Annotated in this window: 23 protein-coding genes; 14 read left to right on the forward strand and 9 right to left on the reverse strand. The window is 71.2% G+C overall.

Annotated features, from left to right (window positions below; all coding sequences use genetic code 11):
• Positions 1–18: 18 nt before the first annotated feature.
• Positions 19–690 carry a response regulator transcription factor gene (locus KZI27_RS12550; RefSeq protein WP_123312345.1) on the forward strand — a complete coding sequence of 224 codons (672 nt, stop codon included), beginning with the start codon at positions 19–21 and terminating at the stop codon, positions 688–690.
• A gap of 179 nt (positions 691–869) precedes the next feature.
• On the opposite strand, the gene KZI27_RS12555 is transcribed toward KZI27_RS12550, so the two are convergent.
• Entirely contained in the window at positions 870–2,135 is a 1,266-nt protein-coding gene (locus KZI27_RS12555; RefSeq protein ID WP_222657888.1) for an MFS transporter, read from the reverse strand.
• A 563-nt stretch (positions 2,136–2,698) separates the two neighbouring features.
• Here KZI27_RS12555 and KZI27_RS12560 point away from each other — a divergent pair.
• Positions 2,699–2,893 carry a hypothetical protein gene (locus KZI27_RS12560; protein WP_222657889.1) on the forward strand — a complete coding sequence of 65 codons (195 nt, stop codon included), beginning with the start codon at positions 2,699–2,701 and terminating at the stop codon, positions 2,891–2,893.
• A gap of 44 nt (positions 2,894–2,937) precedes the next feature.
• On the opposite strand, the gene KZI27_RS12565 is transcribed toward KZI27_RS12560, so the two are convergent.
• Positions 2,938–3,252 (reverse strand): MTH1187 family thiamine-binding protein, encoded by a 315-nt coding sequence (locus KZI27_RS12565; protein WP_222657890.1) that lies wholly within the window; start codon positions 3,250–3,252, stop codon positions 2,938–2,940.
• Positions 3,249–4,520 carry a hypothetical protein gene (locus KZI27_RS12570; protein ID WP_222657891.1) on the reverse strand — a complete coding sequence of 424 codons (1,272 nt, stop codon included), beginning with the start codon at positions 4,518–4,520 and terminating at the stop codon, positions 3,249–3,251. The genes KZI27_RS12565 and KZI27_RS12570 overlap by 4 nt, the downstream gene beginning before the upstream one ends.
• Positions 4,521–4,634: 114 nt before the next feature.
• On the opposite strand from KZI27_RS12570, the gene KZI27_RS12575 reads away from it, so the two are divergent.
• Positions 4,635–5,345 (forward strand): YceI family protein, encoded by a 711-nt coding sequence (locus KZI27_RS12575; RefSeq protein WP_261783891.1) that lies wholly within the window; start codon positions 4,635–4,637, stop codon positions 5,343–5,345.
• 264 nt (positions 5,346–5,609) lie between these two features.
• Here the strand turns inward: KZI27_RS12575 and KZI27_RS12580 are convergent, their stop codons facing one another.
• Entirely contained in the window at positions 5,610–6,470 is an 861-nt protein-coding gene (locus tag KZI27_RS12580; RefSeq protein ID WP_222657892.1) for an NAD(P)H-hydrate dehydratase, read from the reverse strand.
• 24 nt (positions 6,471–6,494) lie between these two features.
• On the opposite strand from KZI27_RS12580, the gene KZI27_RS12585 reads away from it, so the two are divergent.
• The 4 genes from KZI27_RS12585 (at position 6,495) to KZI27_RS12600 (ending at position 10,781) form a co-directional block, all read left to right on the forward strand.
• Complete coding sequence (locus KZI27_RS12585) at positions 6,495–7,127, forward strand: HAD family hydrolase (protein ID WP_222657893.1); 633 nt, start codon at positions 6,495–6,497, stop codon at positions 7,125–7,127.
• Positions 7,128–7,137: 10 nt separating this feature from the next.
• Positions 7,138–8,220 carry an NADH:flavin oxidoreductase/NADH oxidase gene (locus tag KZI27_RS12590; RefSeq protein WP_222657894.1) on the forward strand — a complete coding sequence of 361 codons (1,083 nt, stop codon included), beginning with the start codon at positions 7,138–7,140 and terminating at the stop codon, positions 8,218–8,220.
• 156 nt (positions 8,221–8,376) lie between these two features.
• Positions 8,377–9,747 carry a hemolysin family protein gene (locus KZI27_RS12595; RefSeq protein ID WP_222657895.1) on the forward strand — a complete coding sequence of 457 codons (1,371 nt, stop codon included), beginning with the start codon at positions 8,377–8,379 and terminating at the stop codon, positions 9,745–9,747.
• Positions 9,744–10,781, forward strand: coding sequence for a hemolysin family protein (locus tag KZI27_RS12600; protein WP_111086420.1), 1,038 nt, complete (start codon positions 9,744–9,746; stop codon positions 10,779–10,781). The genes KZI27_RS12595 and KZI27_RS12600 overlap by 4 nt, the downstream gene beginning before the upstream one ends.
• A gap of 95 nt (positions 10,782–10,876) precedes the next feature.
• On the opposite strand, the gene KZI27_RS12605 is transcribed toward KZI27_RS12600, so the two are convergent.
• On the reverse strand, positions 10,877–12,316 hold the full coding sequence (locus KZI27_RS12605) for a GuaB1 family IMP dehydrogenase-related protein (protein WP_222657896.1): 1,440 nt from the start codon (positions 12,314–12,316) through the stop codon (positions 10,877–10,879).
• 166 nt (positions 12,317–12,482) lie between these two features.
• On the opposite strand from KZI27_RS12605, the gene KZI27_RS12610 reads away from it, so the two are divergent.
• A complete protein-coding gene (locus tag KZI27_RS12610; RefSeq protein ID WP_222657897.1) occupies positions 12,483–16,217 on the forward strand; it encodes a multifunctional oxoglutarate decarboxylase/oxoglutarate dehydrogenase thiamine pyrophosphate-binding subunit/dihydrolipoyllysine-residue succinyltransferase subunit in 3,735 nt (1,244 codons plus the stop codon).
• Between the two features lie 18 nt (positions 16,218–16,235).
• Here the strand turns inward: KZI27_RS12610 and KZI27_RS12615 are convergent, their stop codons facing one another.
• Entirely contained in the window at positions 16,236–16,676 is a 441-nt protein-coding gene (locus KZI27_RS12615; protein ID WP_222657898.1) for a GNAT family N-acetyltransferase, read from the reverse strand.
• Positions 16,677–16,791: 115 nt separating this feature from the next.
• Here KZI27_RS12615 and KZI27_RS12620 point away from each other — a divergent pair, with 115 nt between their 5' ends.
• Entirely contained in the window at positions 16,792–17,373 is a 582-nt protein-coding gene (locus KZI27_RS12620; protein ID WP_222657899.1) for a hypothetical protein, read from the forward strand.
• 47 nt (positions 17,374–17,420) lie between these two features.
• Positions 17,421–18,836 (forward strand): LamG-like jellyroll fold domain-containing protein, encoded by a 1,416-nt coding sequence (locus KZI27_RS12625; RefSeq protein WP_222657900.1) that lies wholly within the window; start codon positions 17,421–17,423, stop codon positions 18,834–18,836.
• Positions 18,837–18,849: 13 nt separating this feature from the next.
• On the opposite strand, the gene KZI27_RS12630 is transcribed toward KZI27_RS12625, so the two are convergent.
• Entirely contained in the window at positions 18,850–19,092 is a 243-nt protein-coding gene (locus KZI27_RS12630; RefSeq protein WP_111086426.1) for a zf-HC2 domain-containing protein, read from the reverse strand.
• Positions 19,089–19,850, reverse strand: a complete 762-nt coding sequence (locus KZI27_RS12635) for a sigma-70 family RNA polymerase sigma factor (RefSeq protein ID WP_222657901.1) — start codon at positions 19,848–19,850, stop codon at positions 19,089–19,091. Before KZI27_RS12635 ends, KZI27_RS12630 begins: the two co-directional genes overlap by 4 nt.
• A 111-nt stretch (positions 19,851–19,961) precedes the next feature.
• On the opposite strand from KZI27_RS12635, the gene aroA reads away from it, so the two are divergent.
• The 4 genes from aroA to hisN all read left to right on the forward strand — a co-directional run bounded on the left by aroA (position 19,962) and on the right by hisN (position 24,681).
• Positions 19,962–21,356 (forward strand): 3-phosphoshikimate 1-carboxyvinyltransferase, encoded by a 1,395-nt coding sequence (aroA, locus tag KZI27_RS12640; protein ID WP_222657902.1) that lies wholly within the window; start codon positions 19,962–19,964, stop codon positions 21,354–21,356.
• Between the two features lie 4 nt (positions 21,357–21,360).
• Positions 21,361–22,434, forward strand: a complete 1,074-nt coding sequence (gene rsgA, locus KZI27_RS12645; protein ID WP_222657903.1) for a ribosome small subunit-dependent GTPase A — start codon at positions 21,361–21,363, stop codon at positions 22,432–22,434.
• A gap of 273 nt (positions 22,435–22,707) precedes the next feature.
• The gene (locus KZI27_RS12650) at positions 22,708–23,880 is read left to right on the forward strand and encodes a hypothetical protein (RefSeq protein WP_222657904.1); all 1,173 of its coding nucleotides are present in this window, start codon (positions 22,708–22,710) and stop codon (positions 23,878–23,880) included.
• An 18-nt stretch (positions 23,881–23,898) separates the two neighbouring features.
• Positions 23,899–24,681 carry a histidinol-phosphatase gene (gene hisN / locus KZI27_RS12655; RefSeq protein ID WP_123312329.1) on the forward strand — a complete coding sequence of 261 codons (783 nt, stop codon included), beginning with the start codon at positions 23,899–23,901 and terminating at the stop codon, positions 24,679–24,681.
• A gap of 59 nt (positions 24,682–24,740) precedes the next feature.
• On the opposite strand, the gene KZI27_RS12660 is transcribed toward hisN, so the two are convergent.
• The gene (locus KZI27_RS12660) at positions 24,741–26,231 is read right to left on the reverse strand and encodes an MFS transporter (RefSeq protein ID WP_222657905.1); all 1,491 of its coding nucleotides are present in this window, start codon (positions 26,229–26,231) and stop codon (positions 24,741–24,743) included.
• Positions 26,232–26,347: the final 116 nt, after the last annotated feature.

Raw genomic sequence — 26,347 nt, forward strand, 5'->3', positions numbered from 1 at the left:
CCGAGAAAGGACGCCCGCATGGCGACTCCAGAGGAACCCATCCGACTCGCACTCGTCGACGACCACAGGATGCTCCTCGGCGCGCTCACGGAGTGGATCCGGAACGCCGCCGACGACATCACCCTGGTCGCCGCGGTCACGACCTGGCCCGAGCTCCTGACGAGCCCGGCGTTCCCGGTGGACGTGGTGCTGCTCGACCTGGACCTCAAGGACTCCATCCCGGTGTCGCTGAAGATCTCGACGCTCAAGACCGCCGGGGTGAAGACGGTCGTGATGAGCACGTACTCGGAGCCTAACGTCGTGCGCGAGGCCCTGGGGGCCGGAGCCCTCGGCTACCTGGTGAAGAGCGAGGACGCCGACATGATCGTCGAGGCGATCCGCTCCGCCCAGCGCGGCGAGCAGTACGTCTCCGCAGAGCTCGACCTGGCGATCAACAGCGGTGACGTCGGCGGCGTGCCGAAGCTCAGCGCCCAGGAGCGTCGCGTCATGGCGCTGTACGGCGGTGGCGAGCCCGTCAAGAGCGTCGCCTACCAGCTCGGCATCTCCGAGGAGACCGCGAAGAGCTACCTCAAGCGCATCCGCGAGAAGTACCGCGTCGCCGGGTTCGACGTCGGCACGAAGGTCGCGCTCCGGAAGCGTGCGATCACCGACGGCATCATCGTGCAGGACGGCGGCCCGCTGGGCCTGTAGCGCGCGGCGCACGTGCGCGCTTGCCCGCTTCGTGAGCAGAAATGGTCGGGTCCCATCACGGGACCCGACCATTTCTGCTCACCATGGGCGGTCTCCCGCACCCCACATCGGACGGGAGGCCCGTGGCGGCGTCGCCACGGGCCTCCCGTCCGGTGCGTGGGACCGCCCACTGCGCGCGATCAGTGGATGGGGACGGGCGCGGTGATCGGGCCGGTGCTCGGCGACGGGGAGCGCAGGGCGGCACGGCGCGTGGTGCGACGCTCGACCGAGTAGCTGACCATCGTGACGAGGACGCCGAGCAGCGCGAGGACGATGCCGAGCCAGCCCGGTGCGACGAACCCGAAGCCGGCCGCGATGACCGCGCCGCCGAGTGCTGCGCCGAGCGAGTTGCCGATGTTGAACGCCGAGTGGTTGAGCGCCGCGGCGATCGTCCGGGCGTCGCCGGCGACGTCCATCAACCGGGACTGCACCGCCGGCGGGATCGCCGACGAGGTCGCCCCGAGCAGGAACGCGCCGAGCAGCATGCCCCAGAGCCACTGCGCGGTCAGCACCGTGAGCAGCAGGGCGCCGATGAGCGAGAACATCCCGAAGTAGATCGTGCGCTTCACGCTGTGGTCGGCGAGGTGTCCGCCCAGCACACCACCGACGACCATGCCGATGCCGACGACCACCAGGACGATCGGCACGAACGACTCGGGCATGCCGGTGACGTGCTGCACGAGCGGCGAGATGTACGAGTAGACGGCGAAGAACCCACCGAACCCGACGGCGCCGAGGCCCATCACGATCCAGACCTGCGGCACACGGAAGGCACGGAGCTCCCGGCCGATCGTCGCGTGCTCGTCACGGGCGCTCTTCGGTACGAAGGCCGCGACGGCGAGGAACGTGAGCGCGAACAGTGCGGCGACGACGCCGTAGGCGATCCGCCAGCCGGCGAGCTGGCCGACCCAGGTGATCGCGGGGACACCGACGACGTTCGCGACGGACAGGCCGAGCAGCACCATCGCGATGCCCTTGCCGCGCTTGCCCGGGCCCATCATGTCGCCAGCGACGATCGACGCGATGCCGAAGTAGGCGCCGTGCGGCAGGCCGGCCACGAAGCGGGCGACGAGCACCAGGCCGAACGACGGCAGCAGTGCGCTCGCGATCGTCGCGAGGACGAACCCGACGAGCAGCACGAGGATCAGACCCTTGCGCGGGAACTTCGCGGACATCGCCGCGATGGTGGGAGCACCGACCACGACGCCGAGCGCGTAGGCGCTGACGAGCCAGCCCGCGTGCGCGATGCCGGCGTCCGGGTCGAGGCCGTACTGCTGCGGCAGCAGCGCCTGTGCGATGTTCGGCAGCAGGCCCATCGCGACGAACTCGGTCGACCCGATGGCGAAGCCGCCGAGGGCGAGTGAGATGAGCGCGGCGGTGCGACGCGCAGGCGTGAGCTGTGACATGGGGCCTGTTCTCGGACGACGTCCTGCACGGGCGGCGTCGGATCGGGGTGTCGGCTGGACGGTGTCGGCGGGGGCGATCCGCGATCGTCGCGGTCCACGTGCCGATCGGCAGCGCGGCCACGCCCGAACGGGGTGCCGGTCCGGGTTCAGCAGCGAACGGGACGGTCCGGGTGGCGACGACCATCCGGTCCGAGCAGTGTAGACCGCTCTAAAGGCCGAACGGAAGTCGCCGTGCGCGGACCGCCGAGGTGGCTCAGGCCGCCTGACGCTCCGAGTGGACGGGACGCGTCGATGTGGGAGCGAGTTCGGGCAGCTCGTCACGGTGCGTCCAGCCGACGCCGCACTCGGCGCACGTGGCCCAGGCGTTCTCGCCCTGTTCGTCCGTGTCGATGACGACCGTTCGCAAGTCGCAGTCAGGGCACCAGCCGTCGTGGGTCATCACGCGCTCCTCGTCGTCTCGGGGCCACCGGATGTGGCTCGATACGGGCCATGAGACACCCGACCACCGACATCCCCGGGAGGGCGACGGCGTGTCGTGCGGGTCCTCGTTGTTCAATGAGCACGTGACCCTCACCACGACCGTGCTCGCCTCGTGCCGCGCCGGCGCGCCCGCGAACTGCGAGGACGCCACCGACCCGATGGGCATGGTGATCGTGCTCATCGCGGTGCTCGCCGGCATCGCGCTGCTCACCGTGCTCGTGGTGCTCGGGCCGGACCCCCGCCGTCGGACCCGGGCACGGCGGCGCGTCAAGCGCTGAGCGCGAGCGCCGAGCGCTGCAGCCGCAGCGCACGCCAGCGGGGTTCAGCGCTCCTCGCCGAGCGCCGCTTCGAGCCGCTCGAGCTTGCCGTCGATCTCCCCGGTGTGCCCCGGTCGGATGTCGGCCTTGAGCACGAGCGACACCCGCGAGCCGTAGGCGCCGACGGCCTCGGTGGCGCGCTTGACGACGTCCATGACCTCGTCCCACTCCCCCTCGAGCTCCGTGAACATCGACGACGTCCGGTTCGGCAGGCCGCTCTCGCGGACCACCCGCACGGCCGCGGCGACGGCGTCGTGCACGGAGCCGTCCGCCTGTTCGGAGGGACCACCGGACGGAGCAACGGAGAAGGCGACGATCATGCGTCCATCCTGCCCGCGCCCCGGCCCATCCGCACCAGCTCGACCACGGTCCACGCCAGGATCCCAACCTCGAGCACGTTCCGCAGCGTCAGCACCACGAGCATCCACGGCTGCAGCGTGAGCACCTGGTCGTAGTACGCGGGGTAGATCAGCTGTGTCAGCACGGCGGTGGGCAGCGCGGCGATCGCGATCGGCACGAAGCGGCGCACACTCGGCGTCCCGGCGGCGAGCCCCCACACGATCGGCACGGCGAGCCACCCGATGTACTGCGGCGATCCGACCTTGTTCGTGGCGATGAGCGCGGCGACGAAGAGCAGCGCGAGGACCGGCGCGAGTTCGGCCCGTCGGGCGCCACGGCGTGCGGCCCACAGCGCGAGGACGACACCGGCGACGACGACGAGGGCCATCAGCGGCGTCGAGACCGCGGCCGCGGCGTGCGTGCCGGCACCGGAGACCTCGAACGTCAGGATCTGCTGGTCGTAGAACACCGCCGCACCGGGGGCTCCGAACGCCGCCGCCCACATGAACGGCGTCGCGAGGGGCGACTCGATCTGCAGCGCACGCCCGGTCTGCTCACCGATGAACGACAGGAGGTACGGCGCGCCGCCCCAGAGCACGTCGACGAGCACGATGAGCGCGCTGAGCACGAGCGCCCCCGACAGCACGCCGCGGCGGTGCCCCCTCCGCAGGAGCAGCAGCACGGCGACGAGCGCGGCCGGCCAGACCTTCGTCCAGGCACCGGCGGTGAAGAGCGCCGAGGCGACCGCCGGCCGCGAGGCGACGAACGCCACCCCGACCAGTGCGAACACGGTCGCCACGGTGTCGATGCGCCCGAGGGCGATCGGGCCGAGTGCGAGCAGGAAGACGAGCCACCACCACACGACGCGCACACCGCCCGCCGACGAGCTGCCCGCACGCACCGACGAACCGAGCACGGCCCGCGCCCGGAACCGCCACAGGAACGCGCACGCCACGGCATCGAGCAGGACCATCAGCAGCAGCCACCCGGAGCCGATCGACGCGATGCCGCCGAGCGCCGCGGCGGCCATCGGCACGATCGCCAGGATCGGGTAGACCCACTCGCCGTCGATACCGACCCAGAAGTCCGCGCTCCGCCCGGTCTCGATCCACCGGCTGTACGTGATGGTGACGTCGCCGAGCGGCAGGTTCGCCGAGACGGCCGTCAGCCACCACAGCGCCGCGTGCACGGCGGCGAACGCCACCACGAACCCGACGCGTTCGATCCACGGGTTCCCGGTCCTCAGCACCGAACGAGCGTACCGGCAGCGGGCGTGCCGGCAGCGAGCACACGGACAGCGAGCACACCCGAACCTGTTGAGAATCCCAGGCTCCCCCAACCATGACGTGTCACCGTCTTGCTCGTGACCACCGAACGTCCGCGCAAGCGCCGCAAGGCCGTCATCTGGATCTCCGTCATCGCCGCCGTCGTCGTGCTCGGCGTCATCGGGGCGATCGTCGCGACGAACGTCTACACCAGCAACGAGAACGCGAAGGCCTCGGCGGCACCGTCCGTGGCCGCCAGCCGACAGGCCTCCACCCTCGACGACGCGGACCTGTCCGGCGACTGGACGGTCGGCGGTGACTCCGAGGCCGGCTACCGCCTGCACGAGGTCCTGAACGGCTCCGACGTCACCGTCACGGGCCGCACCGACAGCGTCTCCGGCAGCGCCACCGTCGACGGCACGAGCATCACGAAGGCGACGATCACCGTGCAGGTCGCCGACATCGCCACCGACTCCGACCAGCGCGACTCGTACTTCCGCGACTCCGCGATGGACACCTCCGCCTTCCCCGAGGCCACGTTCGAACTCACCGAGCCGATCGCCGACGCGGTCCCGAGCGGCTCGGACACGACGACGGTCACCGCGACCGGCAAGCTCACGCTGCACGGCGTCACCAAGGACGTCACCGCCGACCTGCAGGTCGGCCTGAACGGCGACGGCGTCGACATCTCCGGCTCGGTCCCGGTCACGTTCTCGGACTACGAAGTGCAGGCACCGAGCCTCGGCTTCGTGAAGGTCGACGACTCCGGCACGGTCGAGTTCCTGGTGCACGCGACCCCCGCGAGCTGACGTCCGCGACGCGCGTCACGCCCGTGACGCACGCGACAGGCGGACGGGAGGCCCGGTGCCAGCTGGCACCGGGCCTCCCGTCCGTCCCCGCTCGCGTCTCGGGCCGCGCCCCCTCGCGCATGCGTGCGCATGTTGCGACCTTCCACCCGTCGATCCGGTGGTGTTTCGTCGCAACATGCGCACGAACCCGTTGCGTGCGCATCTTTCGACGGAACACGCGTCGATCACCTCGTGCATCGTCGGAAGGTGCGCCCGCACCGACCGCTACCCGCGCGCGTCGCCCTCGACGACCAGGTCCCGCACGACCCCCGGCAGCTCGGCGATGAGCGCCGTCATCGGGAACGGTCCGCCGCCGGACGCCCGCCGCGCCGCCAACCCGTGCACCACCGCGGCCGACGCGGCCAGGTGCGCGAGGTCCGACGGCGTCAGCGACGATCCGGCAGCCTCGACGGACCCCTGCTGCGCGGCGACGAGCGCCCCGAGCACCCCGCCGAGCACGTCCCCGGCACCGGCCGCCGCGAGCCACGGCGTCGCCGACGACGCCACCAACCGGACCGATCCGTCGGGCGTGACCACGTGCGTGCGCTCGCCCTTGAGCAGCACGACGCTGCCGGTCTGCTCGGCGGCACGGAGGGCAGCGGCCGCCGGGCCCTGCTCGACCGAATCGCGAGAGACGCCGAGCAACGACGCGAGCTCCCCGGCGTGCGGGGTGAGGACGGCGAGCGGGCCGAGGTCGACGAGCGGGATCGCGCCCGCGTCGACCACGACCGGCACGCCGTCGTCGGAAGCGTGCCGGAAGCCCGAGGCGGTCACGTCGTCCAGGTCACGGAGCGACGACGCCGAGATGCCCGAGCCGACGAGCCAGGCCTGCACGCGTCCCACGCCGGACACGGCCTCGGGGCGGCGGGTGAGCACGTGGTCGGTGGCGCGCGACGGTCCGACGTAGCGGACCATGCCGACACCGGTGTGCACCGCGGCGTCGATCCCGAGCACCGCGGCACCCGGGTACTGGTCGGAGCCGGTCGCGATGCCGAGCACACCACGGCGGTACTTGGTGGACTCCCCCGTCGGCGCGGTGACCCACGCGGCGGCATCGGACGGCTGGACGGGCACGAAGTCGTTCACCGGCCCCACGTTACGGTGGAGCGCATGAGCCTGTTCCTGCCTGGTCGCGTGGTGGTCTTCGACTACGGCGAGGTGATCAGCAGGACGCCGCACGCGTCGCGTGACGCACTCGTGGAGCTGACGGGGGTGCCGGCCGACGAACTGTTCCCCGTCTACCAGGAACTCCGCCACGACCTGGACCGCGGGGACCTCTCCGTCGTGGCCTACTGGCAGGCGATCGGCGAGCGCGTCGGACGCAGCTGGAGCATCACGGACATCCACCGGTTCTGGGCCGTCGACTTCACCGGGTGGTTCGAGGTCGAACCGGAGACCCTGGCGATCGTCGAAGAGCTGCACGACGCGGGCACCCGGGTGGCGCTGCTGTCGAACGCCGGTTTCGACTTCGGTGACCCGTACCGACGCTCCCCGATGGGCTCGCTGTTCGAGACCGTCGTGGTGAGCGCCGAGGAGCACGTCCTGAAGCCCGCCGCATCCATCTACCGCGACACCTGCGCGCGTCTGGGAATCGAGCCGCAGCAGATGGTGTTCGTGGACAACAGGGCCGAGAACGCCACCGGCGCGGAAGCGATCGGGGCGGTCGGCCACCACTACACGTCGTCGGCGTCACTGCGGTCGTTCCTGGCGGAACTCGCGGCCGAGCCGGCGCCCGTCCCCTGAGGAGTCCCGCGTGACGCACGCCCTGTTCGAGCCGATCACCATCCGTGACCTGACGGTCCGCAACCGCATCTGGGTCTCCCCGATGTGCCAGTACTCGGCCGAGGCACAGGACGGCATGCCGACCCCGTGGCACCTCGTCCACCTGGGCGGCTTCGCCAAGGGCGGGGCTGGCGCGGTCGTCGTCGAGGCCACCGGCGTGGTGCCGGAGGGGCGGATCAGCCCGCAGGACCTCGGGCTCTGGAACGACCAGCAGCGCGACGCCTTCAAGCCGATCGTCGACTTCCTGCACGCGCAGGGTGCTGCCGCCGGTGTCCAGCTCGCACACGCCGGCCGCAAGGCGTCGACGTTCCGCCCGTGGGAGTCCGAGCACGGCTCGGTCCCCGCCGACCAGGGCGGCTGGTCGACCGTCGGCCCGTCCGCCGTGGCCTTCGACGGGTACGCCGTGCCGCGCGAGCTCGAGACCGAGGACATCCGGGTCGTCGCCCTGGCGTTCGCGCAGTCCGCTCGGCGTGCCGTCGAGGCCGGGTTCGACCTGGTCGAGATCCACGCAGCCCACGGGTACCTGCTGCACCAGTTCCTCTCGCCGCTCAGCAACCACCGCACCGACCAGTACGGCGGGTCGCTCGAGAACCGTGCCCGGGCGCTGCTCGAGGTCGTCGACGCCGTCCGTGCCGAGGTCGGCGAGGGCTTCCCGATCGTCGTCCGGTTCTCGGCGACCGACTGGGTGGACGGTGGGGTCACGCTCGACGAGACCACGCAGGTCGCCCGGTGGGCTGCGGAGCACGGCGCGGACCTCGCCGACGTCTCGACCGGCGGCAACGTCGCGAGCGCACCGATCCCGGTCGGCCCCGGCTACCAGGTGCCGCACGCCGCGGCGATCAAGCGCGACGCCGGCATCGGCACCATCGCGGTCGGCATGATCTCCGAGGGCTTCCAGGCCGAGCAGATCGTCGCGACCGGGCAGGCCGACGTCGTGATGGTCGGCCGCGAGTTCCTGCGCGACCCGGGCTTCCCGCTGCGTGTGGCCGCCGAACTCGGCGTGACCGTCGACTACGAGCCGCAGCAGTACCACCGCGCCCGCGTCACGGCGTAGGGACCGGGGGTTCTGTACGGATTCACGGCTCCGGGCCCCGGCAGGCAGTACGATTGGCAGCACTGTGGACGATCCCCCGAATAGTTCTTCGCCTCACTCATCCGCCGCTCACTCGGTGAGCTGCACGTCATCCCCGTGCGCGGACGGGGGTGAATCATGAGTCCGATCGACATCGTCATGCTCGTCGGCGGCATCCTGCTGACGCTCGGCACCGGCGTCTTCGTCGCGTCCGAGTTCGCGCTCGTCAACCTCGACCGCGCCGACGTCGAAGCGCGTCGCGACCGCGGTGAGCCGGGCCTGGCACCCGTCATCGGGGCGTTGAAGGTCACCTCGACGCACCTGTCCAGTGCGCAGCTCGGCATCACGCTGACCACGCTGCTCACCGGTTACCTGCTCGAGCCGTCGATCGCGAAGCTGCTCGAGGCGCCGTTCCTGGCGATGAACCTGCCGGAGGGCATCGTCGAGACGGCCGGCTCGATCATCGCGCTCGTCATCGCGACCCTGTTGTCGATGATCCTCGGTGAGCTCGTGCCGAAGAACTTCGCCCTCGCGCTGCCGCTGCAGACCGCGAAGCTCGTCGTGCCCCTGCAGATCGCCTTCACGACCGTGTTCAAGCCGGCGGTCGCGGTGCTGAACGGCACCGCGAACGCCGTACTCCGGTCGATCGGCATCGAGCCCCAAGAGGAACTGTCCGGCGCTCGCAGCGCCGAGGAGCTCACCTCGCTGCTCCGCCGGTCGGCGTCCGAGGGGTCGCTCGAGCAGGACACCGCGACCCTGCTCGAACGGACGATCTCGTTCTCCGAGCTGAGTGCCAGCGACGTGATGACCCCGCGCCCGCGGCTCTCCACCATCCGGGTGTCCGAGTCCGCGCAGGACGTCATCGCCCTCGCCCGCAAGACCGGCTTCAGCCGCTTCCCCGTCATCGAGGAGGACGCGGACGACGTCGTCGGCATCGTGCACGTCAAGCAGGCCGTCGCCGTCCCGCGCGAGAAGCGCGCGGAGGTCCCCGTCGGGGCCCTCATGACCGACGCCGAACGCGTTCCCGAGACGATGCCGGGCGACACCCTGCTCGCCGAGGTCCGCGGCCGCGGCTACCAGATGGTCATCGTGGTCGACGAGTACGGCGGCACCGCCGGGGTCGTCACGCTCGAGGACCTGATCGAGGAGATCGTCGGCGAGGTCTCCGACGAGCACGACCGCGCGCGCATCGACGTGGTCCGCTCCCGCGACTGGTTGACCTTCCCCGGTCTCCTGCGTCCCGACGAGCTCGAGGACCGCGCGGGCGTGAAGGTGCCGGAGGACGGCCCGTACGAGACCGTCGGCGGGTTCCTCATGTCGACGCTCGGCCGCCTGCCCGTCGTCGGTGACGAGGTCCCGCTCGACGGCGGCGTGTTCCGCGTCGAACGCCTCGACGGCCGGCGGATCGACCGCATCCGCTGGACCCCGACACCCCCGCCGACGGACACCGCGGCGACCGCCATCATCATCCCGTCCACGAAGACCACCACGAAGGGCAGCACCCGATGAGCTCCGACTGGTGGGGGATCTTCTGGCTCTTCGTGCTGCTGCTCGGCAACGCGTACTTCGTCGCCGCCGAGTTCGCCGTCATCTCCGCCCGCCGTTCCCAGATCGAACCGCGTGCGGAGGAGGGCTCGAAGGCGGCGCAGATGACCCTGTGGGCGATGGAGCACGCCACCCGCATGCTCGCGACCACGCAGCTCGGCATCACGGTCTGCTCGCTGCTCATCCTGAACGTCTCCGAGCCGGCGATCCACCACCTGCTCGAGGTCCCGCTGCACCTGACCGGCTGGAGCGTCGAGGTCATCGGCACCGTGGCGTTCGTGATCACGCTGCTGCTCGTCTCGTTCCTGCACGTGGTGTTCGGCGAGATGGTCCCGAAGAACATCTCGTTCTCGATGCCGGACCGCGCCGCCCTGCTGCTCGTGCCGACGCTCTGGTACATCGGCCACGGCCTGCACTGGGTGATAGTCGGCCTGAACGAGGTCGCGAACGCCGTGCTGCGGCTGTTCCGCGTCGAGCCCAAGGACGAAGCGGTCAGCGCGTTCACGGTCGAAGAGGTGCAGACCATCGTGGAGCAGTCCCGCCGCGAGGGCACCCTGACCGACGACGGCAAGCTCGCGCTGGCGTTCGAGTTCACCGAGAAGAAGGTCCGCGACGTCGCCGTGCCGATGGCCGAGCTCGTCACCCTGCCCGAGGACGCCACCCCGGCGGACGTCGAGCGTGCGGTGGCGCAGCGTGGGTTCTCGCGGTACGTGCTCGTCGGCGAGGACGGCTCCCCCACGGGCTACGTGCACGTGAAGGACGTCATCGACCTGCGGCCGGACGAGTTCGACGACCCGGTGCCGCCGAAGCGCATCCGGCAGCTCATCTCGCTCTACACGGAGATGGATCTGGAGGACGCCCTGGCCACCATGCGAGCTGCTGGCCGCCACGTGGCTCGCGCGTTCGACGCCGACGGCCGGACCCTCGGCGTGCTCTTCCTCGAGGACATCCTCGAGGAGCTCGTCGGCGAGGTCGAGGACGCGACCCGACGCCGGTAGACGCGAGAACAGACGGACGGGAGGCACGGTGCCAGCTGGCACCGTGCCTCCCGTCCGTTCGTGGTCGCGACCATGGCCGCGCCCGCCTGCGCGCGCTACCAGCTGACGGGCAGCGGCTTGCCCTCTTCGTACCCGGCGGCGGACTGGATGCCGACCAGGGCGCGCTCCGAGAACTCGGCGAGCGACGCTGCACCGGCGTAGGTGGCGGAGCTGCGGACGCCGGTGGTGATCATGTCGAGCAGGTCCTCGACGCTCGGGCGCTCCGGGTCGAGGTAGATCGTCGACGACGAGATCCCCTCGGCGAACAGCTCCTTGCGGGCCCGCTCGTACGGGTCGAGCCGCTCGAAGCGCTCGCGGACGGCCTTGGCGGACGCCATCCCCCAGCTCTCCTTGTAGGCCTTGCCGGCGGCGTCGCGGCGGAGCACGCCCGGCGCCTCGAGGGTGCCGGCGAACCACGAGCCGATCATGACGGCCGAGGCGCCGGCCGCGAGGGCGAGGGCGACGTCGCGCGGGTACCGCACCCCGCCGTCGGCCCAGACGTGGGCGCCGAGTGACCGGGCAGCCGCCGCGGTCTCGAGGACGGCGGAGAACTGCGGCCGACCGACGGCGGTCATCATGCGTGTGGTGCACATGGCGCCGGGTCCGACACCGACCTTGATGATGTCCGCACCCGCGTCGACGAGGTGGGCGACGGCGTCGGCGGTGACGACGTTGCCGGCGACGAGCGGGATGCCGAGCCGCAGCCCGGCGACGGTGCGGAGCGCGCGGAGCATGCCCTCCTGGTGTCCGTGGGCCGTGTCGAGGACCAGGACGTCGACCCCGGCGGCGGCGAGGGCCTGCGCCTTTGATGCGACGTCGCCGTTGATGCCGATCGCGGCTGCGACGCGCAGGCGACCCGAGGCGTCGACGGCCGGCGTGTAGATGTCCGAGCGGATGGCGCTCGTCCGGCTCGTGGTGCCGACGACCTTGCCGTGCCGGACGACGGGCGCGAAGTCGACCTCGGCGCCGCTCAGCACGTCGTACACGTGGCGGGGTGTGCCGGCGTCCTCGGCGTCGATCGCGGTCGAGGCACCGTGCAGCAGGTCGCCGAGCGTCGCGTCGGGACCGGCGTCGCCGAGCCGGCTCGCGGGGACACAGCCGAGGTACTCCCCGGCGGCGTCACGGACCACCACGCCACGACCGGCGACGGGCAGCAGCTGCTCCAGGGCCTCGGCGACGGTGGTGGAGGACCCCATGTCGTAGGCGGTGTCGTAGTCGACCGGCTGGTCCTTCACCCAGCGGATCGCGGCGTCGAGGTCCTGCAGGTGCATGTCCTGCGGCAGCACGCCGACGCCCCCGCGACGGGCCAGGGTCGCGGCGAGGCGCGGACCCGTGACCGAGTTCATGTTGGCGCTCACGATCGGGATCGTCGCACCGCTGCCGTCGTTGGACGCCAGGTCGACGTCGAAGCGGCTCGTCACACCGGAACGGCTCGGGACGAGGAAGACGTCGGAGTAGGTCAGGTCGTGCGTCGGCCGCGTCTCGTAGAACCTCATGGGGCCCACTGTACGGCTCCGCCCGGAGGCCGGACCGGGCCCCGACTCGCGCCGAGGCTGACACGGAACGGACATGTGTCAGCGGCTAGGCTTGGCACCTGTGCGGGGCAGGGTTGCACCGCACGACACACACGAGCATCTATCGACGGAGAGTGGGCGATCGGCTGTGTCGAGCCATCTGACCGGAACGGACGAGACCGCGGGCGAATTCGGGGCGAACGAGTGGCTCGTCGACGAGCTCTACGAGCAGTTCGTCGCGGACAAGGAGTCGGTCGACAAGTCCTGGTGGCCGGTCCTCGAGAGCTACCACCGCACGCAGGTCGGCGGCGCTCCGACAGCTGACACCGCCGCTCCCGCTGCCGCCGCTCCCGCCGACGCCGCTGCTCCCGCCCCCGCCGAGCCCGCCGCTGCTCCCGCTCCGGCCGGAGGTCCGATCCAGGCGAAGACCACGTCGCGCCAGCCGGCCCCGCAGCCGATCCCGGCCGAGGCCAACGACGCCGCCGACGACCACGAGGAGACCCACGAGGACGTGGCGACCCCGCTCCGGGGCATGGCGAAGACCCTGGCGTCGAACATGGACGCCTCGCTCACCGTCCCCACCGCGACGAGCGTCCGGACGATCCCGGCGAAGCTGATGATCGACAACCGGATCGTCATCAACAACCACCTGCGCCGTGCCCGCGGCGGCAAGATCTCCTTCACCCACCTGATCGGGTGGGCGATGGTGCAGGCGCTCAAGGACTTCCCGAGCCAGAACGTGTTCTACGAGGAGCGCGACGGCAAGCCGTTCGTCGTCGCCCCGGCGCACGTGAACCTCGGCATCGCGATCGACGTCCCGAAGAAGGACGGAACCCGCTCCCTCCTCGTCCCGAGCATCAAGCGCGCGGAGACCCTGACCTTCGGCCAGTTCCTGTCGGCCTACGAGGACCTGGTGAAGCGAGCCCGCGACAACAAGCTGACGCCGGCCGACTTCCAGGGCACGACGATCTCGCTCACGAACCCGGGCGGCATCGGCACCGTGCACTCGGTCCCCCGCCTGACCAAGGGGCAGGGCGCCATCATCGGAGCCGGCGCCCTCGAGTACCCGGCGCAGTTCCAGGGATCGGCGTCGAAGACCCTGGTCGAGCTCGGCATCGGCAAGACCATCACCCTGACGAGCACCTACGACCACCGGGTCATCCAAGGCGCCGGGTCGGGGGAGTACCTCAAGCACGTGCACGAGCGCCTCATCGGCGAGCACGGCTTCTACGACGGCATCTTCGCGGCGCTCCGGATCCCGTACAAGCCGATCCAGTGGGCGAACGACATCAACGTCGACCTGGCGCACCGCGTCAACAAGACCGCTCGCGTGCAGGAGCTCATCAACAGCTACCGCGTCCGCGGGCACCTGATGGCCGACATCGACCCGCTCGAGTACCGCCAGCGCACACACCCCGACCTCGAGATCGAGAGCCACGGGCTGACCTTCTGGGACCTCGACCGCGAGTTCGTCACCGGCGGGCTGGCCGGCACGACGAGCGCTCCGCTGCGCGACGTGCTCGGGATCCTGCGCGACGCGTACTGCCGCACGGTCGGCATCGAGTACATGCACATCCAGGACCCGGAGCAGCGCCGCTGGGTGCAGGAACGCATCGAGGTCCCCTACTCCAAGCCGTCGAAGGACGAGCAGCTCCGTGTCCTCGGCAAGCTCAACGAGGCCGAGGCGTTCGAGACCTTCCTGCAGACGAAGTACGTCGGGCAGAAGCGCTTCTCGCTCGAGGGCGGCGAGTCCACCATCGCGTTCCTCGACACGCTCATCCAGCACGCTGCTGCCGTGGGCCTCGCCGAGGTCGCGATCGGCATGGCCCACCGCGGTCGCCTGAACGTGCTGACGAACATCGCCGGCAAGACGTACGGGCAGATCTTCCGTGAGTTCGAGGGGTCATCCCTGCCGGGCTCGGTGTCCGGTCAGGGCTCCGGCGACGTGAAGTACCACGTGGGCACCGAGGGGCTCTTCCGCACCTCGGACGGTTCGAGCATCCCCGTGACGATCGCGGCGAACCCGTCCCACCTCGAGGCCGTCGACGGCGTGCTCGAGGGCATCGTCCGCGCCAAGCAGGACAAGCAGGGCCCCGGTTCGACGAACGTCCTGCCGGTCCTCGTCCACGGCGACGCGGCGATGGCCGGTCAGGGCGTCGTGGTCGAGACGCTGCAGATGTCGCAGCTGCGCGGCTACCGCACCGGTGGCACCGTGCACCTGGTCATCAACAACCAGGTCGGCTTCACCACCCCGCCGGAGTCGGCACGCAGCTCGGTGTACTCCACCGACGTCGCCAAGACGATCCAGGCGCCGATCTTCCACGTCAACGGCGACGACCCCGAGGCCGTCGCCCGCGTCGCCGACCTGGCGTTCGAGTACCGCGAGGCGTTCCACCGCGACGTCGTCATCGACCTCATCTGCTACCGCCGCCGGGGGCACAACGAGGGTGACGACCCCTCGATGACCCAGCCGCTCATGTACAACCTCATCGAGGCGAAGCGGTCCGTCCGCACGCTGTACACCGAGGCCCTGGTCGGTCGCGGTGACATCACGCAAGAGGAGTACGACGAGGCACACCGCGACTTCCAGGACCGCCTGGAGCGCGCCTTCGCCGAGACGCACGAGGCGCAGACCGGCACCATCCCGGTCATCCAGGTCGACGACGACGGCGCCGTCCAGGGGCTCGAACGCCCGGCGGCGCAGCAGGACGACTCCGAGGTCGAGGTCCGCGACACCGCGGTCTCCGAGGAACTCGTCCGCTCCATCGGGGACGCGCACAGCAACCCGCCCGCCGGCTTCTCGATCCACCCGAAGCTGCAGCAGCTGCTGTCGAAGCGCACCGAGATGACCCGCAACGGCGGCGTCGACTGGGCGATGGCCGAGCTCATGGCGATCGGCTCGCTGCTGGTCGAGGGCAAGCCCGTCCGGTTCGCCGGCCAGGACGCCCGGCGCGGCACCTTCGTCCAGCGCCAGGCGGTGTTCCACGACCGGTCGAACGGCCAGGAGTGGCTGCCGCTGTCGAACCTCTCCGAGGGTCAGGCCCGCTTCACCATCTACGACTCGCTCCTCAGCGAGTACGCGGCGATGGCGTTCGAGTACGGCTACTCGGTCGAGCGTCCCGAGGCACTCGTGCTGTGGGAGGCGCAGTTCGGCGACTTCGCCAACGGCGCCCAGACCGTCATCGACGAGTTCATCTCGTCCGCCGAGCAGAAGTGGGGGCAGCGCTCCGGCCTCGTCCTGCTGCTGCCGCACGGCTACGAGGGCCAGGGACCGGACCACTCCTCCGCCCGCATCGAGCGCTACCTGCAGCTGTGCGCCGAGGACAACATGGTCGTCGCCCGTCCCTCCACCCCGGCGTCCTACTTCCACCTGCTGCGTCGTCAGGCGTGGGCGCGTCCGCAGAAGCCGCTGATCGTCTTCTCGCCGAAGGCCATGCTCCGGCTGCGGCAGGCGACGAGTGCGGTCGAGGCCTTCACCGGCGGTACCTTCGAAGAGGTCATCGACGACGACCGGGTGACCGACAAGGCAGCGGTGCGTCGCGTGGTGCTGCACTCCGGCAAGGTCCACCACGACCTGCGCGCCGAGGTCGACAAGCGCGGGGTCTCCGACGTCGCCCTCGTCCGGCTGGAGCAGCTCGCGCCGCTCCCCCTCGAGCGCATCCTCGAGGTGCTCGCGGGCTACCCGGACGCCGACGTCGTGTGGGCGCAGGAAGAGCCGGAGAACCAGGGCGCCTGGCCCTTCGTCTGCATGAACCTGTCACCGCACCTCGACGGTCGACCGCTGTCGGTCGCCGCCCGTGCCGCGAGTGCTGCGCCGGCCACCGGTTCGTCGAAGCGCTCCGCGCAGGAGGCCACCGAGGTCATCGAGAAGGCACTCGACTAGACCCCACGCCGGGGTGCGCTACGCGATCTTCGTGTAGCGCACCCCGGCGTCGTGGTACCCGCGCTTCTGGTAGAACCGGTGCGCGCTGTCCGTCGCGGCCGCACTGACGGCGCTCAGCCGACGCGCGCCCTGCTCCACCGCCCATGCTTCGAAGGTGCCGATCAGCGCCGAACCGGTGCCGAGCCTCCTGGCCGCGTCGTCGACCACCAGCAGCAAGAGCTGCGCCGTCGGCTCGTCGCTCGCGTACGCCCAGGTGACCTGCGCGCCGGCGACCGCCACCGGGCGGCCGTCCTCGCCACGCACCACCCAGGTGCGGTGTCCGGCCTCGGGCGTGAGCCGTTCGAGGCGTGCGCGCATCGCCGCGTCGTCGACCTCGTGGCCGAGCAGTCGGACGAGGGCGGCGACGTCGGAGACGTCCGTGTCGGACCAGGTGGTGATCGACTCGACGAGGAGGGTCATGCTGGCGACCCTACCCGGGCGCCGCGTTGTGTTGCGACGGGGTGTCCTCGTAACTGATATTCATATATGCTGCTGTCATATCACCCGCCGGGTGATTCCGAACGACAGGACAGCCATGCACATCACCTCCCGCCACGGCCGCACCGCCGCCTGGATCGCCCTCCCCCTCGCCGTCGTCGCCAGCGGCGCGCTCATCGCCACGGCCTCGTACGCCGCGTTCTCCGACACAACCGACAACGCCACGAACAGCTGGCGCACCGGTGCCGTCGCACTGACCGACGATGACCAGGGCGCCGCGATGTTCGACGTCGGCGACCTCGTCCCCGGGTCGTCCGGCACGAACTGCATCACCGTCACCGCCGAGACCACGAACCCCTCCACCGTCAAGTTCTACGTCGACGAGCAGACCGACGCCGACTCGCTCGGCCGGTACCTCGACGTGCAGGTGGAGCGCGGGTCCCTCGCGACCGCCGGTGACTGCAACTCCTTCGCCGCCGGCTCCACCGTCCACGACGGCACCCTCGCCGACCTCGCCGCGCACGACTCGTTCGGCACCGGCCTCGACGCGTGGGAGCCCGCCACCGGGACCGCGGACGCCACGTACCGGATCAGCTACACCCTCGCCGATGACGCCCCGAACACCGTGCAGTCGTCCGAGGCCGGCACCACGTTCGTCTGGGAAGCGCAGACCGACTGACCGTCCCGCCCCGCCCAGTGACCGCCACCGACCACGAGGAGCAGCCCATGTCGCCCACCGTCACCCGACGACCCGTCCGGTGCTCCGGCGACCTCCCCCGGCTGCTCCTCGCGGTCTCGGCACGCACCGCACTCTGGTCGGTGCTCCTGCTCGCGGTCTGGGCATCGCTGCCGGCGATGCTCGGGTGGTACGTCACGACCGTCGCCTCGGACTCGATGGCGCCGGGGATCCGCACCGGCGACGTCGTCGCTGCGATGCCCGTCGACGCCGAGTCCGTCACGCCAGGACGGGTCCTGCTGGTCGACGACCCCGACCACGACGACCGGCTCCGACTCCACCGCCTCGAGCGGATCGAGCAGGACGGCGACCTCCGCCTCCGCGGTGACGCGAACGCGGAGGCAGACCGGACCCCGGTTTCCCCGTCGGCCGTCCACGGCGTCGGCGTCCTCCGCTTCCCGGGCATCGGCCTGCCGACCGTGTGGGTCCGCTCCGGGTCCTGGACCCCGCTCGCGCTCACTGCCGCCGCCGCCGCGGTCGTCGCGGTACTGGCTCGCGTCGACCGGGACATCGTGGCCGGTCAGCCGTGCCGACGGTGCGGGACGCCACGGTGGGACCTGCACACACGAGCGTTGACCCCGGCCGGCGTGGTGCGTCCGACGCAGACCTCGTTGTCGGTCGTCGCAGCACTGGCTGCCACGACGATCGCCCTCAGCACGATGGGGGCAGCGGGGTTCAGCGGTACCACGGGCTCTGCCTCGTCGCTCCGCAGTCAGACGTTCGCGTGCTTCCACGATCCGGTGCCCGGGGCGGTGCTCGCGTGGGACTTCGCCGACAAGGGCACCCGGCTCGTCACGGACTCGAGCGGGAACGGCGCCGACGGGCAGTTCGTCGGCGACGGCACCCGGACGGTCGGCAGCTGTGCGGACAACCCGCACGCGACCTTCGGGACGACCGGGAGCTCGGAGACCTGGGCCGTCACCGACACCGCCGTGAGCGCCCCGAACGCGTTCACGATCGAGGTCTGGTTCCGCACCACGGACACGGACGGCGGTCGGCTCTTCGGGTTCGGCTCCGACCGGAACGCCGCGTCCACGCACCGTGATCGACACCTCTACCTCGACAGCAGCGGTCGACTCCGCTTCGGCGTCGAGGGATCGGGCACCCAGTTCAAGTTCACCGTGGGATCGTCCGCGATCGTCACCGACGGGGAGTGGCACCACGCGGTCGCGACCTTCCAGCCGCGGTCGATGACCCTCTGGCTCGACGGCGTACAGCAGGGCACGCGGGCCGATGCCGCATCGCTCCGTCAGTACGACGGGCACTGGCGAGCAGGACGGCAGACCCTGGCGGGCTGGCCCGACGCCGGCGACTACGCGTACACCGGCGACGTCGACACGGTCCGTGTCCACGCCGCCGTGTTGGACGCAGCGACGATCGCAGCGCACCACGCCGCGGGACGATGAGCCCGCGGTCCGGTCAGTGCGTCGACTGCTCCAGCCGGATGCGCGCCAGGATCTCGCCGCGCAGTTCCTCCGGAGCGGTCTCCTTGCACGCGCGGCGCACGGTCTCGATGAGGACGACGCCGACGCGGTGTTCGGTCGTGCAGTCCTCGCAGTCGTCCATGTGCTCACGGATGTCCGCCGCGTCCTCGCGGCAGAGCTCCCCGTGCAGGAACTCCTCGAGCTCGGCCTTCGCCTTGGAGCAGTCGCAGCCGCTCATCGTGCTTCCTTCCCATCGACGCGACCCTCGGTCGCGGCAGTCTTCCGACCTCGTCCGCGCATCGTCGCCGTCGACGCTGCGTCCGGGACGATGCCGGTCTCACGGGCGTGGTCCGCCAGGAGCCCCCGGAGGAGCCGGCGACCACGGTGCAGACGGCTCATGACCGTCCCCACGGGGGTCTTCATGATGTCGGCGATCTCCTGGTACGAGAAGCCCTCGACATCGGCGAAGTACACGGCCATCCGGAAGTCCTCCGGGATGGCCTGCAGGGCGTCCTTGACCGCAGAGGACGGCAGGTGGTCGATCGCGTCAGCCTCGGCCGAACGTGCGGAGATCGACTGGGTGACGCTCTCCGCGCCGCCCAGCTGCCAGTCCTCGAGCTCGTCGATGGTGCCCTGGTACGGGTTCCGCTGGTTCTTGCGGTACGTGTTGATGAACGTGTTCGTCAGGATCCGGTACAGCCAGGCCTTCAGGTTCGTGCCCTGCTTGAACTGACGGAACGCGGCGAACGCCTTGACGAACGTCTCCTGCACGAGGTCCGAGGCGTCGGCCGGGTTGCGGGTCATCCGCATCGCCGCGCCGTACAGCTGGTCCATGAACGGCAGCGCCTGGGTCTCGAAGAGCGCGCGGAGCTCGTCGGCCGGCACGGTCTTGGCGTCGACGAACGACGCTGCTTCTTCCGCTTCGACCGCGTCGAGCTGCTCCTCGGTCTCGTCGACCAGGTCGTGCGGTGCTGCCTGCGGCTCGTCGGTCGTCATCGCGGGCCAGTCTAGAGCGAGCGACGTGGACACGCCGGGCAGGCGCGTCCGCGATGGTGCGAGTGCTGTCGCCAAGGGTCCTCCCGATCGTTTCAGTAGTCTTGTGAACCGATGGCAGACACGACGCATTCCCGGAGCGGTGCACAGCCCGCCGCGGACCCGGCCCCCTGGATCGCCCCGCTCGCGCGCGGCCCCCTGCGCGGCGACATCGCGCTGCCCGGCTCGAAGTCGCTGACGAACCGCGAGCTCGTGCTCGCCGCCCTCGCGGACGGCCCCTCCGTCATCCGCCTGCCGCTGCACTCCCGCGACTCGGCGCTCATGATCGCGGGCCTCCGGCAGCTCGGCGTCGGGATCGACGAGGTCGAACCGGCACCGGGCGAGCAGCCGAACCCCTACGGCCCGGACCTCCGGATCACCCCGGCGCCGATGCACGGTGACGTGCGCGTCGACTGCGGGCTCGCCGGCACCGTGATGCGGTTCCTGCCGCCCCTCGCCGCCCTGGCCGTCGGCCCCGTCGTCATCGACGGCGACCCCTACGCCCGCAAGCGTCCGATGCACGCGATCATCCGGGCGCTCGTCGACCTCGGCGTCGACGTCACCGACGACGGCGACGGCTCGATGCCGTTCGCGTTCACCGGCACCGGCTCGGTCCGGGGTGGCGCCCTGTCGATCGATGCGTCGGCGTCGTCGCAGTTCGTCTCGGGCCTGCTGCTCTCCGCGCCGCGCTTCGACGAGGGCCTGCACCTCACCCACGTGGGCGAACGGCTGCCGAGCCTGCCGCACATCGAGATGACCGTCGCCGCGCTCCGTGCCCGCGGCGTGACCGTCGACGAGCCCGCGGTCGGCGAGTGGGTCGTCCACCCCGGGCCGATCGGCGCGCGCGACATCACGATCGAGCCGGACCTGTCGAACGCCGCACCGTTCGCGGTCGCCGCGCTCGTCGCGGGCGGCACCGTCCGCATCCGCACCTGGCCGCGCGCGACCACGCAGGTCGGCGCCGACCTCGAGGCGCTCCTGCCCCTGTGGGGCGCGACCGTGGCCCGAGACGGTGACGACCTGGTCGTCGACGGCGGCGTCGGGATCCGGGGTGGGGCCTCCTTGCCGGGTCTCGACCTGGACCTCAGCCGCGGCGGCGAGCTCGCACCGGCGCTCGTCGCGCTGGCGGCGCTGGCCGGCGGGCCGACCGAGATCACCGGGATCGGCCACCTGCGTGGGCACGAGACGGATCGCCTCGCCGCGCTCGCGGCGGACGTGAACCGGTCGGGAGGCTCGGTGCACGAACTCGACGACGGCCTGCGGATCGAGCCTGCCGCGCTCCACGGCGGCGACTGGGCCGCGTACGACGACCACCGGATGGCGACGGCCGGCGCCATCGTGGGTCTCGTCGTCGACGGCGTCGCCGTCGACGACATCGGGTCGACGGCGAAGACGCTGCCGCAGTTCCCCGAGCTGTGGGCGGCGCTGGTCGCCTCCTCCGGCTCGCTCGACTCGGTTCCGGGAGTCTGAGCGCATGAGCTGGTGGGACGACGTCGACGGTGACGACTCCGACGCGGACGAGCCGTACGGACAGTACGACGAGTCGAGCGTGCGGGTGCGTCCGAACCCGAAGGGCAACCGACCCCGCACGAAGACGCGGCCGACCTACGACGACGCACCCGTCGGCTGGGTGACGAACGTCGACCGCGGGCGGTTCGGCGTGCTGGTGGGGACGGGGTCCGGCTCCGATCCCGGCGACGAGCACGTCATCACGGCGACGAAGGCCCGCGAGCTCGGCAAGAAGTCGGTCGTGACCGGCGACCACGTGTCGCTCGTCGGCGACGTCTCCGGTGACCCCGGGTCGCTGGCACGCATCGTGAAGGTCGCCGAGCGCACCACGCTGCTCCGTCGCAGTGCGGACGACTCCGACGAGGTCGAGCGCGTCATCGTGGCGAACGCCGACCAGATGCTCATCGTCGTCGCGGCCGCCGACCCGGAGCCCCGCACCCGGCTCATCGACCGGTACCTGGTCGCCGCGTTCGACGCCGGGCTCGACCCGATCCTCTGCATCACGAAGACCGACCTCGCCGACCCGGCCCCGTTCCTGGCGCACTTCGCGTGCCTGGACCTGCGGATCGTGACGAGCCGGTCCGACGACGTCCCGTTCGAGGCCCTGCACGACCTGCTCGACGACAAGGTGACCGTGACCGTCGGGCACTCCGGCGTCGGCAAGTCCACGCTCGTGAACGCCCTGACCGGGTCGACGCGGGCGATCGGTGTCGTGAACTCGGTGACGGGTCGCGGGCGGCACACCTCGTCGTCGTCGATCGCGCTGCGGGTGCGGGACGGCGGCTGGATCATCGACACCCCGGGCGTGCGGTCGTTCGGCCTCGGGCACGTCGACCCGGCGAACGTCTTCCGCGCGTTCGCCTCGCACGCGATCCCGGTGCGGCCAGCGCGGGACGACATCCCCCTGGCGCAGGCGCACGACTGGGAGATCGTCGACCGGGTGCAGGACGGCGAGCTCGGGCCCACGGGTGTCGAGCGGCTCGACTCCTTCCGCGCGCTGCTCACCGGCATGGGCGCCTCCGACCCCGGCCTGGAGTAGCCCGCGCGCACGTCGCACCCCGCCGCGCCCGCCCCGCCGCGCCCGCCCCGCCGCGCCGCGTGCCGTCGTGCCCCGTCGAGGTTCCGAAATCTGCACATCTCGGCGGCGCCACGGGCCGTTCGTGGAACCTCGGCGCTCCCCGCGCGGCGTGCTGTGGAACCTCGGCGCTCCGCGCGCGGCGTGTTGTGGAACCTCGGCGGAGTGGGCTCGGGCGTGTCACTCCGCCCGACCCGGCGTCGACACGTGTGCAGCAGTGTTGTACAGTGAACCCTCGTGTCTGAAGTTGCAAAGTACAACTTTGCGCCGACCCCCGCCGTCGACGCCCCGTCCTCGAGCACGACAACGACGTCGCACGCGCACCACTCCCCCACGCACAAGTCCCCCAGGGCCCCGAAGCCGCAGCGCACCGACAGCGTCCTGCGCCCCGCCGACCTCGGACGGGTGCTCCTGACCTTCGCCACGCACATCCTCGTGCCGCTCTTCCTGGCCGCCGGGATGGGACTCGCCTACCTCGGCGCCTTCCACGCACCTATGCCGAAGGAGCTGCCGGTCGGCATCGTCGGGCAGTCCGCCGCGACCCAGGTGTTCGCCCAGACCGTCACCGACGAGTCCGACGGGGCGCTCGTCGCCCACGTCGTCGCCTCGACCAAGGACGCCGCGCGGCAGATCCGCGACCGCGACCTCGCCGCCGCGTACGCCCCGACCACCACGGGCGCGACGCTCTACGTCTCGACGGCTGCGTCCGAGACGACCGCGAGCGCCGCGCAGAAGGTCTTCCTGCCGATCGCGTACGAGCAGCACGTGCCGTTCCGGGTCGTCGACGTCGTCCCGACCGGCGAGCAGGACAGCACCGGACAGGGGCTGTTCTTCCTGCTCGTCGCGCTGAGCGTCGGCGGCTACGCATCGGCCATCGCCGTGGCGTCCGTCGCGACGAAGCTCCGCGCGGTCTGGACCGCGGTGGTCGGGCTCGCCACCGCCGGGGTCGTCGCCGGCATCGGGATCATCGTCGCCGGACCGATCTACGGCGTCATCACCACACACCACTGGCAGGTGTTCCTGTTCGCCTGGCTGTACGACGCGATCATCGTCGCGATCGGCGTGGGCCTGCACCCGGTGCTCGGGCGGTGGACCACACCGGTGCTCACGATGCTGTTCGTGATGCTCAACTTCACGTCGTCCGGCGGGATCTTCCAGGCGTCGTTCGTGCCCGGGTTCTTCTCCGCGCTCCACTCCTTCTGGAGCGGCGCCGCGTGGCTGCAGGCAGCGCAGGACCTGCAGTACTTCCCGGACGCCTCGCTCGGCCGGTCGTCCCTGGTCCTCGCACTCTGGCTCGCCGCGGCGGTCCTGCTCTGCGTGGTCGTGCACGGGCTCGTCGCCCGCCGCACGCGCATCGCCCGCGAGCGCGAGGTCACCCGGCTCGAGGAGGAAGAGGTCGTCGCCGCGTAGCCCCGCTACGCTCGACCCGTGGACCTCAGCGCCGACCTGGACTTCGCCCGCTCGCTCGCCGACATCGCCGACACGATCAGCCTCGAGCGGTTCCGCGCCGCCGACCTGCACGTGTCGAAGAAGGCCGACAGCACGCACGTCACCGATGCCGACCAGGCCGTCGAGCACGCCCTGCGCGAGCGGATCGCGACGGAACGGCCCGACGACGCGTTCCTCGGCGAGGAGACCACGGCGGACACCGGTGCCGAGGCAACGAGCGAGGGCCACCGCCAGTGGGTCGTCGACCCGATCGACGGCACCGCGAACTACCTGCGCGGCGTGCCGGTGTGGGCGACGCTCATCGCCCTGGCGGTCGACGGTCGCCCCGTGCTCGGCGTGGTGAGCGCCCCCGCGCTCGGCAAGCGCTGGTGGGCGGCGGAGGGTCTCGGCGCGCACTCGTTCGACGGCGCGCTCCGCGTGTCCGGCGTCGCGGACCTGTCCGACGCGAGCCTGAGCTACAACAGCATCCAGCAGTGGGACGACGACGACCGGCTCGACGCGCTCGTCGACCTGTCGCGCAGGGTCTGGCGCACGCGCGCCTACGGCGACATGTGGTCGTACATGCTGGTCGCCGAGGGCGTCATCGACATCGCGGGCGAACCGGACCTGAAGCCGTGGGACATCGCCGCCCTCGTCCCCATCGTGGAAGAGGCGGGCGGACGTTTCACCTCGCTCGACGGCGACCCCGGAGCCTGGCACGGCAGCGCGCTCGCGACGAACGGCCTGGTGCACGACGCCGTCGTCGAGGTCATCCGCCGCTAGCGCGACGCAGAACGACACCGTCGACGTCGGGCGACGTCGACGGTGTCGTTCCGAGTCGATCAGGCCGTCGCGGCCTCGCGCCGAGCCGCACGCCGCCGCACCACCAGGTCCCCGACGGCCAGCACGAGGGCGAGCGCCATCAGCGACACCGTGAACGTCGTACCGCTCCGGAACGCGTCGTGGTACGCGTCGAGCCGACTCCCCCCGGACCCGTCGCCACCGGCAGCGGAACCCCGCACGATCCCGTAGAAGATGCTCGTCGCCACCGCGGTACCGATCGCGGTCCCGACGCGCTGCCCGAGCTGCTGCATGGACCCGGCGACGCCGGACTGCTCGACGGGGATCTCGGCCAGGGTGAGCGTCTGGTTCGGGGACACCACGAACCCGCCGCCGAGCCCGCCGACCAGGAACGCCCCGGCCATCGCCCACGGCGTGACCTCCGGCGGGGTCAGGACCGCGGCGAGCATGAGCAGCACGAAGCCGACCACGACCATGAACAGCCCGAAGACCACCAGTGCCCGCCCGACCCGGTCGACGATCCGACCGCCGATGTACGACCCGACGGCACTCGTGGCCGCGAACGGGATGCTCACCATGCCGGCGAACAGCGGGGAGAGCCCGAGGCCTTCCTGCAGGAAGAGCGTCACCATCAGGAAGGACGCCGGGATCGCCGCGAAGTAGACGGCGACGATCGACAGCCCGTTGCGGTACGACGACAGCCGGAACAGCTCGAAGTGCACCACCGGCGACTTGCCCTGCCGCTTGTACCGGACCTCCCAGAGGACGAACAGTCCGAGGAACACCACGAACCCGACGAGCCACAGCCACCGCGCGCCGGAGTCTCCGGCACCCGTGGTGAGCACGAACGGCAGCATCAGCGTGATGATCGCGGCGCCGAGCAGCAGGATGCCGACGATGTCCAGCTCGCGGTCCTTAGCCTGTCCCTGCGCTCCCTTGGGCAGGAGCTTCACCGCGAAGAACAGGGCGACGAGTCCGAGCGGCACGTTCATCCAGAACAGCAGGCGCCACCCGTTCTCCTCGCCGCCGATCGCGATGAGCCCACCGCCGATGGTCGGGCCGAGCGCGGTGGAGATGCCGATCATGGCGCCGAACAGCCCGAAGGCCCGTCCGCGTTCCGGCCCGCGGAACAGCTGCTGCACGAGGCCGATCACCTGCGGCATCTGCGTGCCCGCGGCGAAGCCCTGCAGGATCCGCGTGACCATGAGCACCTCGATGGTCGGTGCCACGGCACAGAGCAGGCTCGCCACGGTGAACGCGACGAGCCCGACGATGAACAGGGCGCGGCGGCTCTTCAGGTCGCCGAGCCGACCGGCGGGCACGAGGGCGAGACCGAACGCCAGGGCGTACCCCGCGACGATGAGCTGGAGCGACGAGCTGGTGGCGTGGAGGGACTGCTCGATCGACGGCAGTCCGACGTTGACCTTCGACAGGTCGAGGATCGTCAGGGCCGCCACCGCGACGCACACGGCGAAGGCCCTCCAGCGCGTGCGGTCGTTGAGGCGGGCGTCGGTCGGGTCAGCGCTGGACATCACCATCGTTCGTACACCGACCGACCTTCGGGCGGGCGAGGCCCACCCCACGGGTGGGTGACACCCCCCACGTCATGGCCCCCCGGACTGGGGGCACCGTTGCCGGATACGGGGTG

This window comes from Curtobacterium sp. TC1 (genome assembly GCF_019844075.1).
In the GTDB taxonomy this organism is placed as follows: domain Bacteria; phylum Actinomycetota; class Actinomycetes; order Actinomycetales; family Microbacteriaceae; genus Curtobacterium.

What these genes read in the sequence shown, in the direction of transcription:
- KZI27_RS12550 (WP_123312345.1), top strand. Translation starts at nt 19, where the DNA reads ATGGCGACTCCAGAGGAACCCATCCGACTCGCACTCGTCGACGACCAC.
- KZI27_RS12555 (WP_222657888.1), bottom strand. Translation starts at nt 2,135, where the DNA reads ATGTCACAGCTCACGCCTGCGCGTCGCACCGCCGCGCTCATCTCACTC.
- KZI27_RS12565 (WP_222657890.1), bottom strand. Translation starts at nt 3,252, where the DNA reads ATGATCGTCGCCTTCTCCGTTGCTCCGTCCGGTGGTCCCTCCGAACAG.
- KZI27_RS12585 (WP_222657893.1), top strand. Translation starts at nt 6,495, where the DNA reads ATGAGCCTGTTCCTGCCTGGTCGCGTGGTGGTCTTCGACTACGGCGAG.
- KZI27_RS12595 (WP_222657895.1), top strand. Translation starts at nt 8,377, where the DNA reads ATGAGTCCGATCGACATCGTCATGCTCGTCGGCGGCATCCTGCTGACG.
- KZI27_RS12600 (WP_111086420.1), top strand. Translation starts at nt 9,744, where the DNA reads ATGAGCTCCGACTGGTGGGGGATCTTCTGGCTCTTCGTGCTGCTGCTC.
- KZI27_RS12605 (WP_222657896.1), bottom strand. Translation starts at nt 12,316, where the DNA reads ATGAGGTTCTACGAGACGCGGCCGACGCACGACCTGACCTACTCCGAC.
- KZI27_RS12615 (WP_222657898.1), bottom strand. Translation starts at nt 16,676, where the DNA reads ATGACCCTCCTCGTCGAGTCGATCACCACCTGGTCCGACACGGACGTC.
- KZI27_RS12620 (WP_222657899.1), top strand. Translation starts at nt 16,792, where the DNA reads ATGCACATCACCTCCCGCCACGGCCGCACCGCCGCCTGGATCGCCCTC.
- KZI27_RS12625 (WP_222657900.1), top strand. Translation starts at nt 17,421, where the DNA reads ATGTCGCCCACCGTCACCCGACGACCCGTCCGGTGCTCCGGCGACCTC.
- KZI27_RS12630 (WP_111086426.1), bottom strand. Translation starts at nt 19,092, where the DNA reads ATGAGCGGCTGCGACTGCTCCAAGGCGAAGGCCGAGCTCGAGGAGTTC.
- KZI27_RS12635 (WP_222657901.1), bottom strand. Translation starts at nt 19,850, where the DNA reads ATGACGACCGACGAGCCGCAGGCAGCACCGCACGACCTGGTCGACGAG.
- aroA (WP_222657902.1), top strand. Translation starts at nt 19,962, where the DNA reads ATGGCAGACACGACGCATTCCCGGAGCGGTGCACAGCCCGCCGCGGAC.
- rsgA (WP_222657903.1), top strand. Translation starts at nt 21,361, where the DNA reads ATGAGCTGGTGGGACGACGTCGACGGTGACGACTCCGACGCGGACGAG.
- KZI27_RS12660 (WP_222657905.1), bottom strand. Translation starts at nt 26,231, where the DNA reads ATGTCCAGCGCTGACCCGACCGACGCCCGCCTCAACGACCGCACGCGC.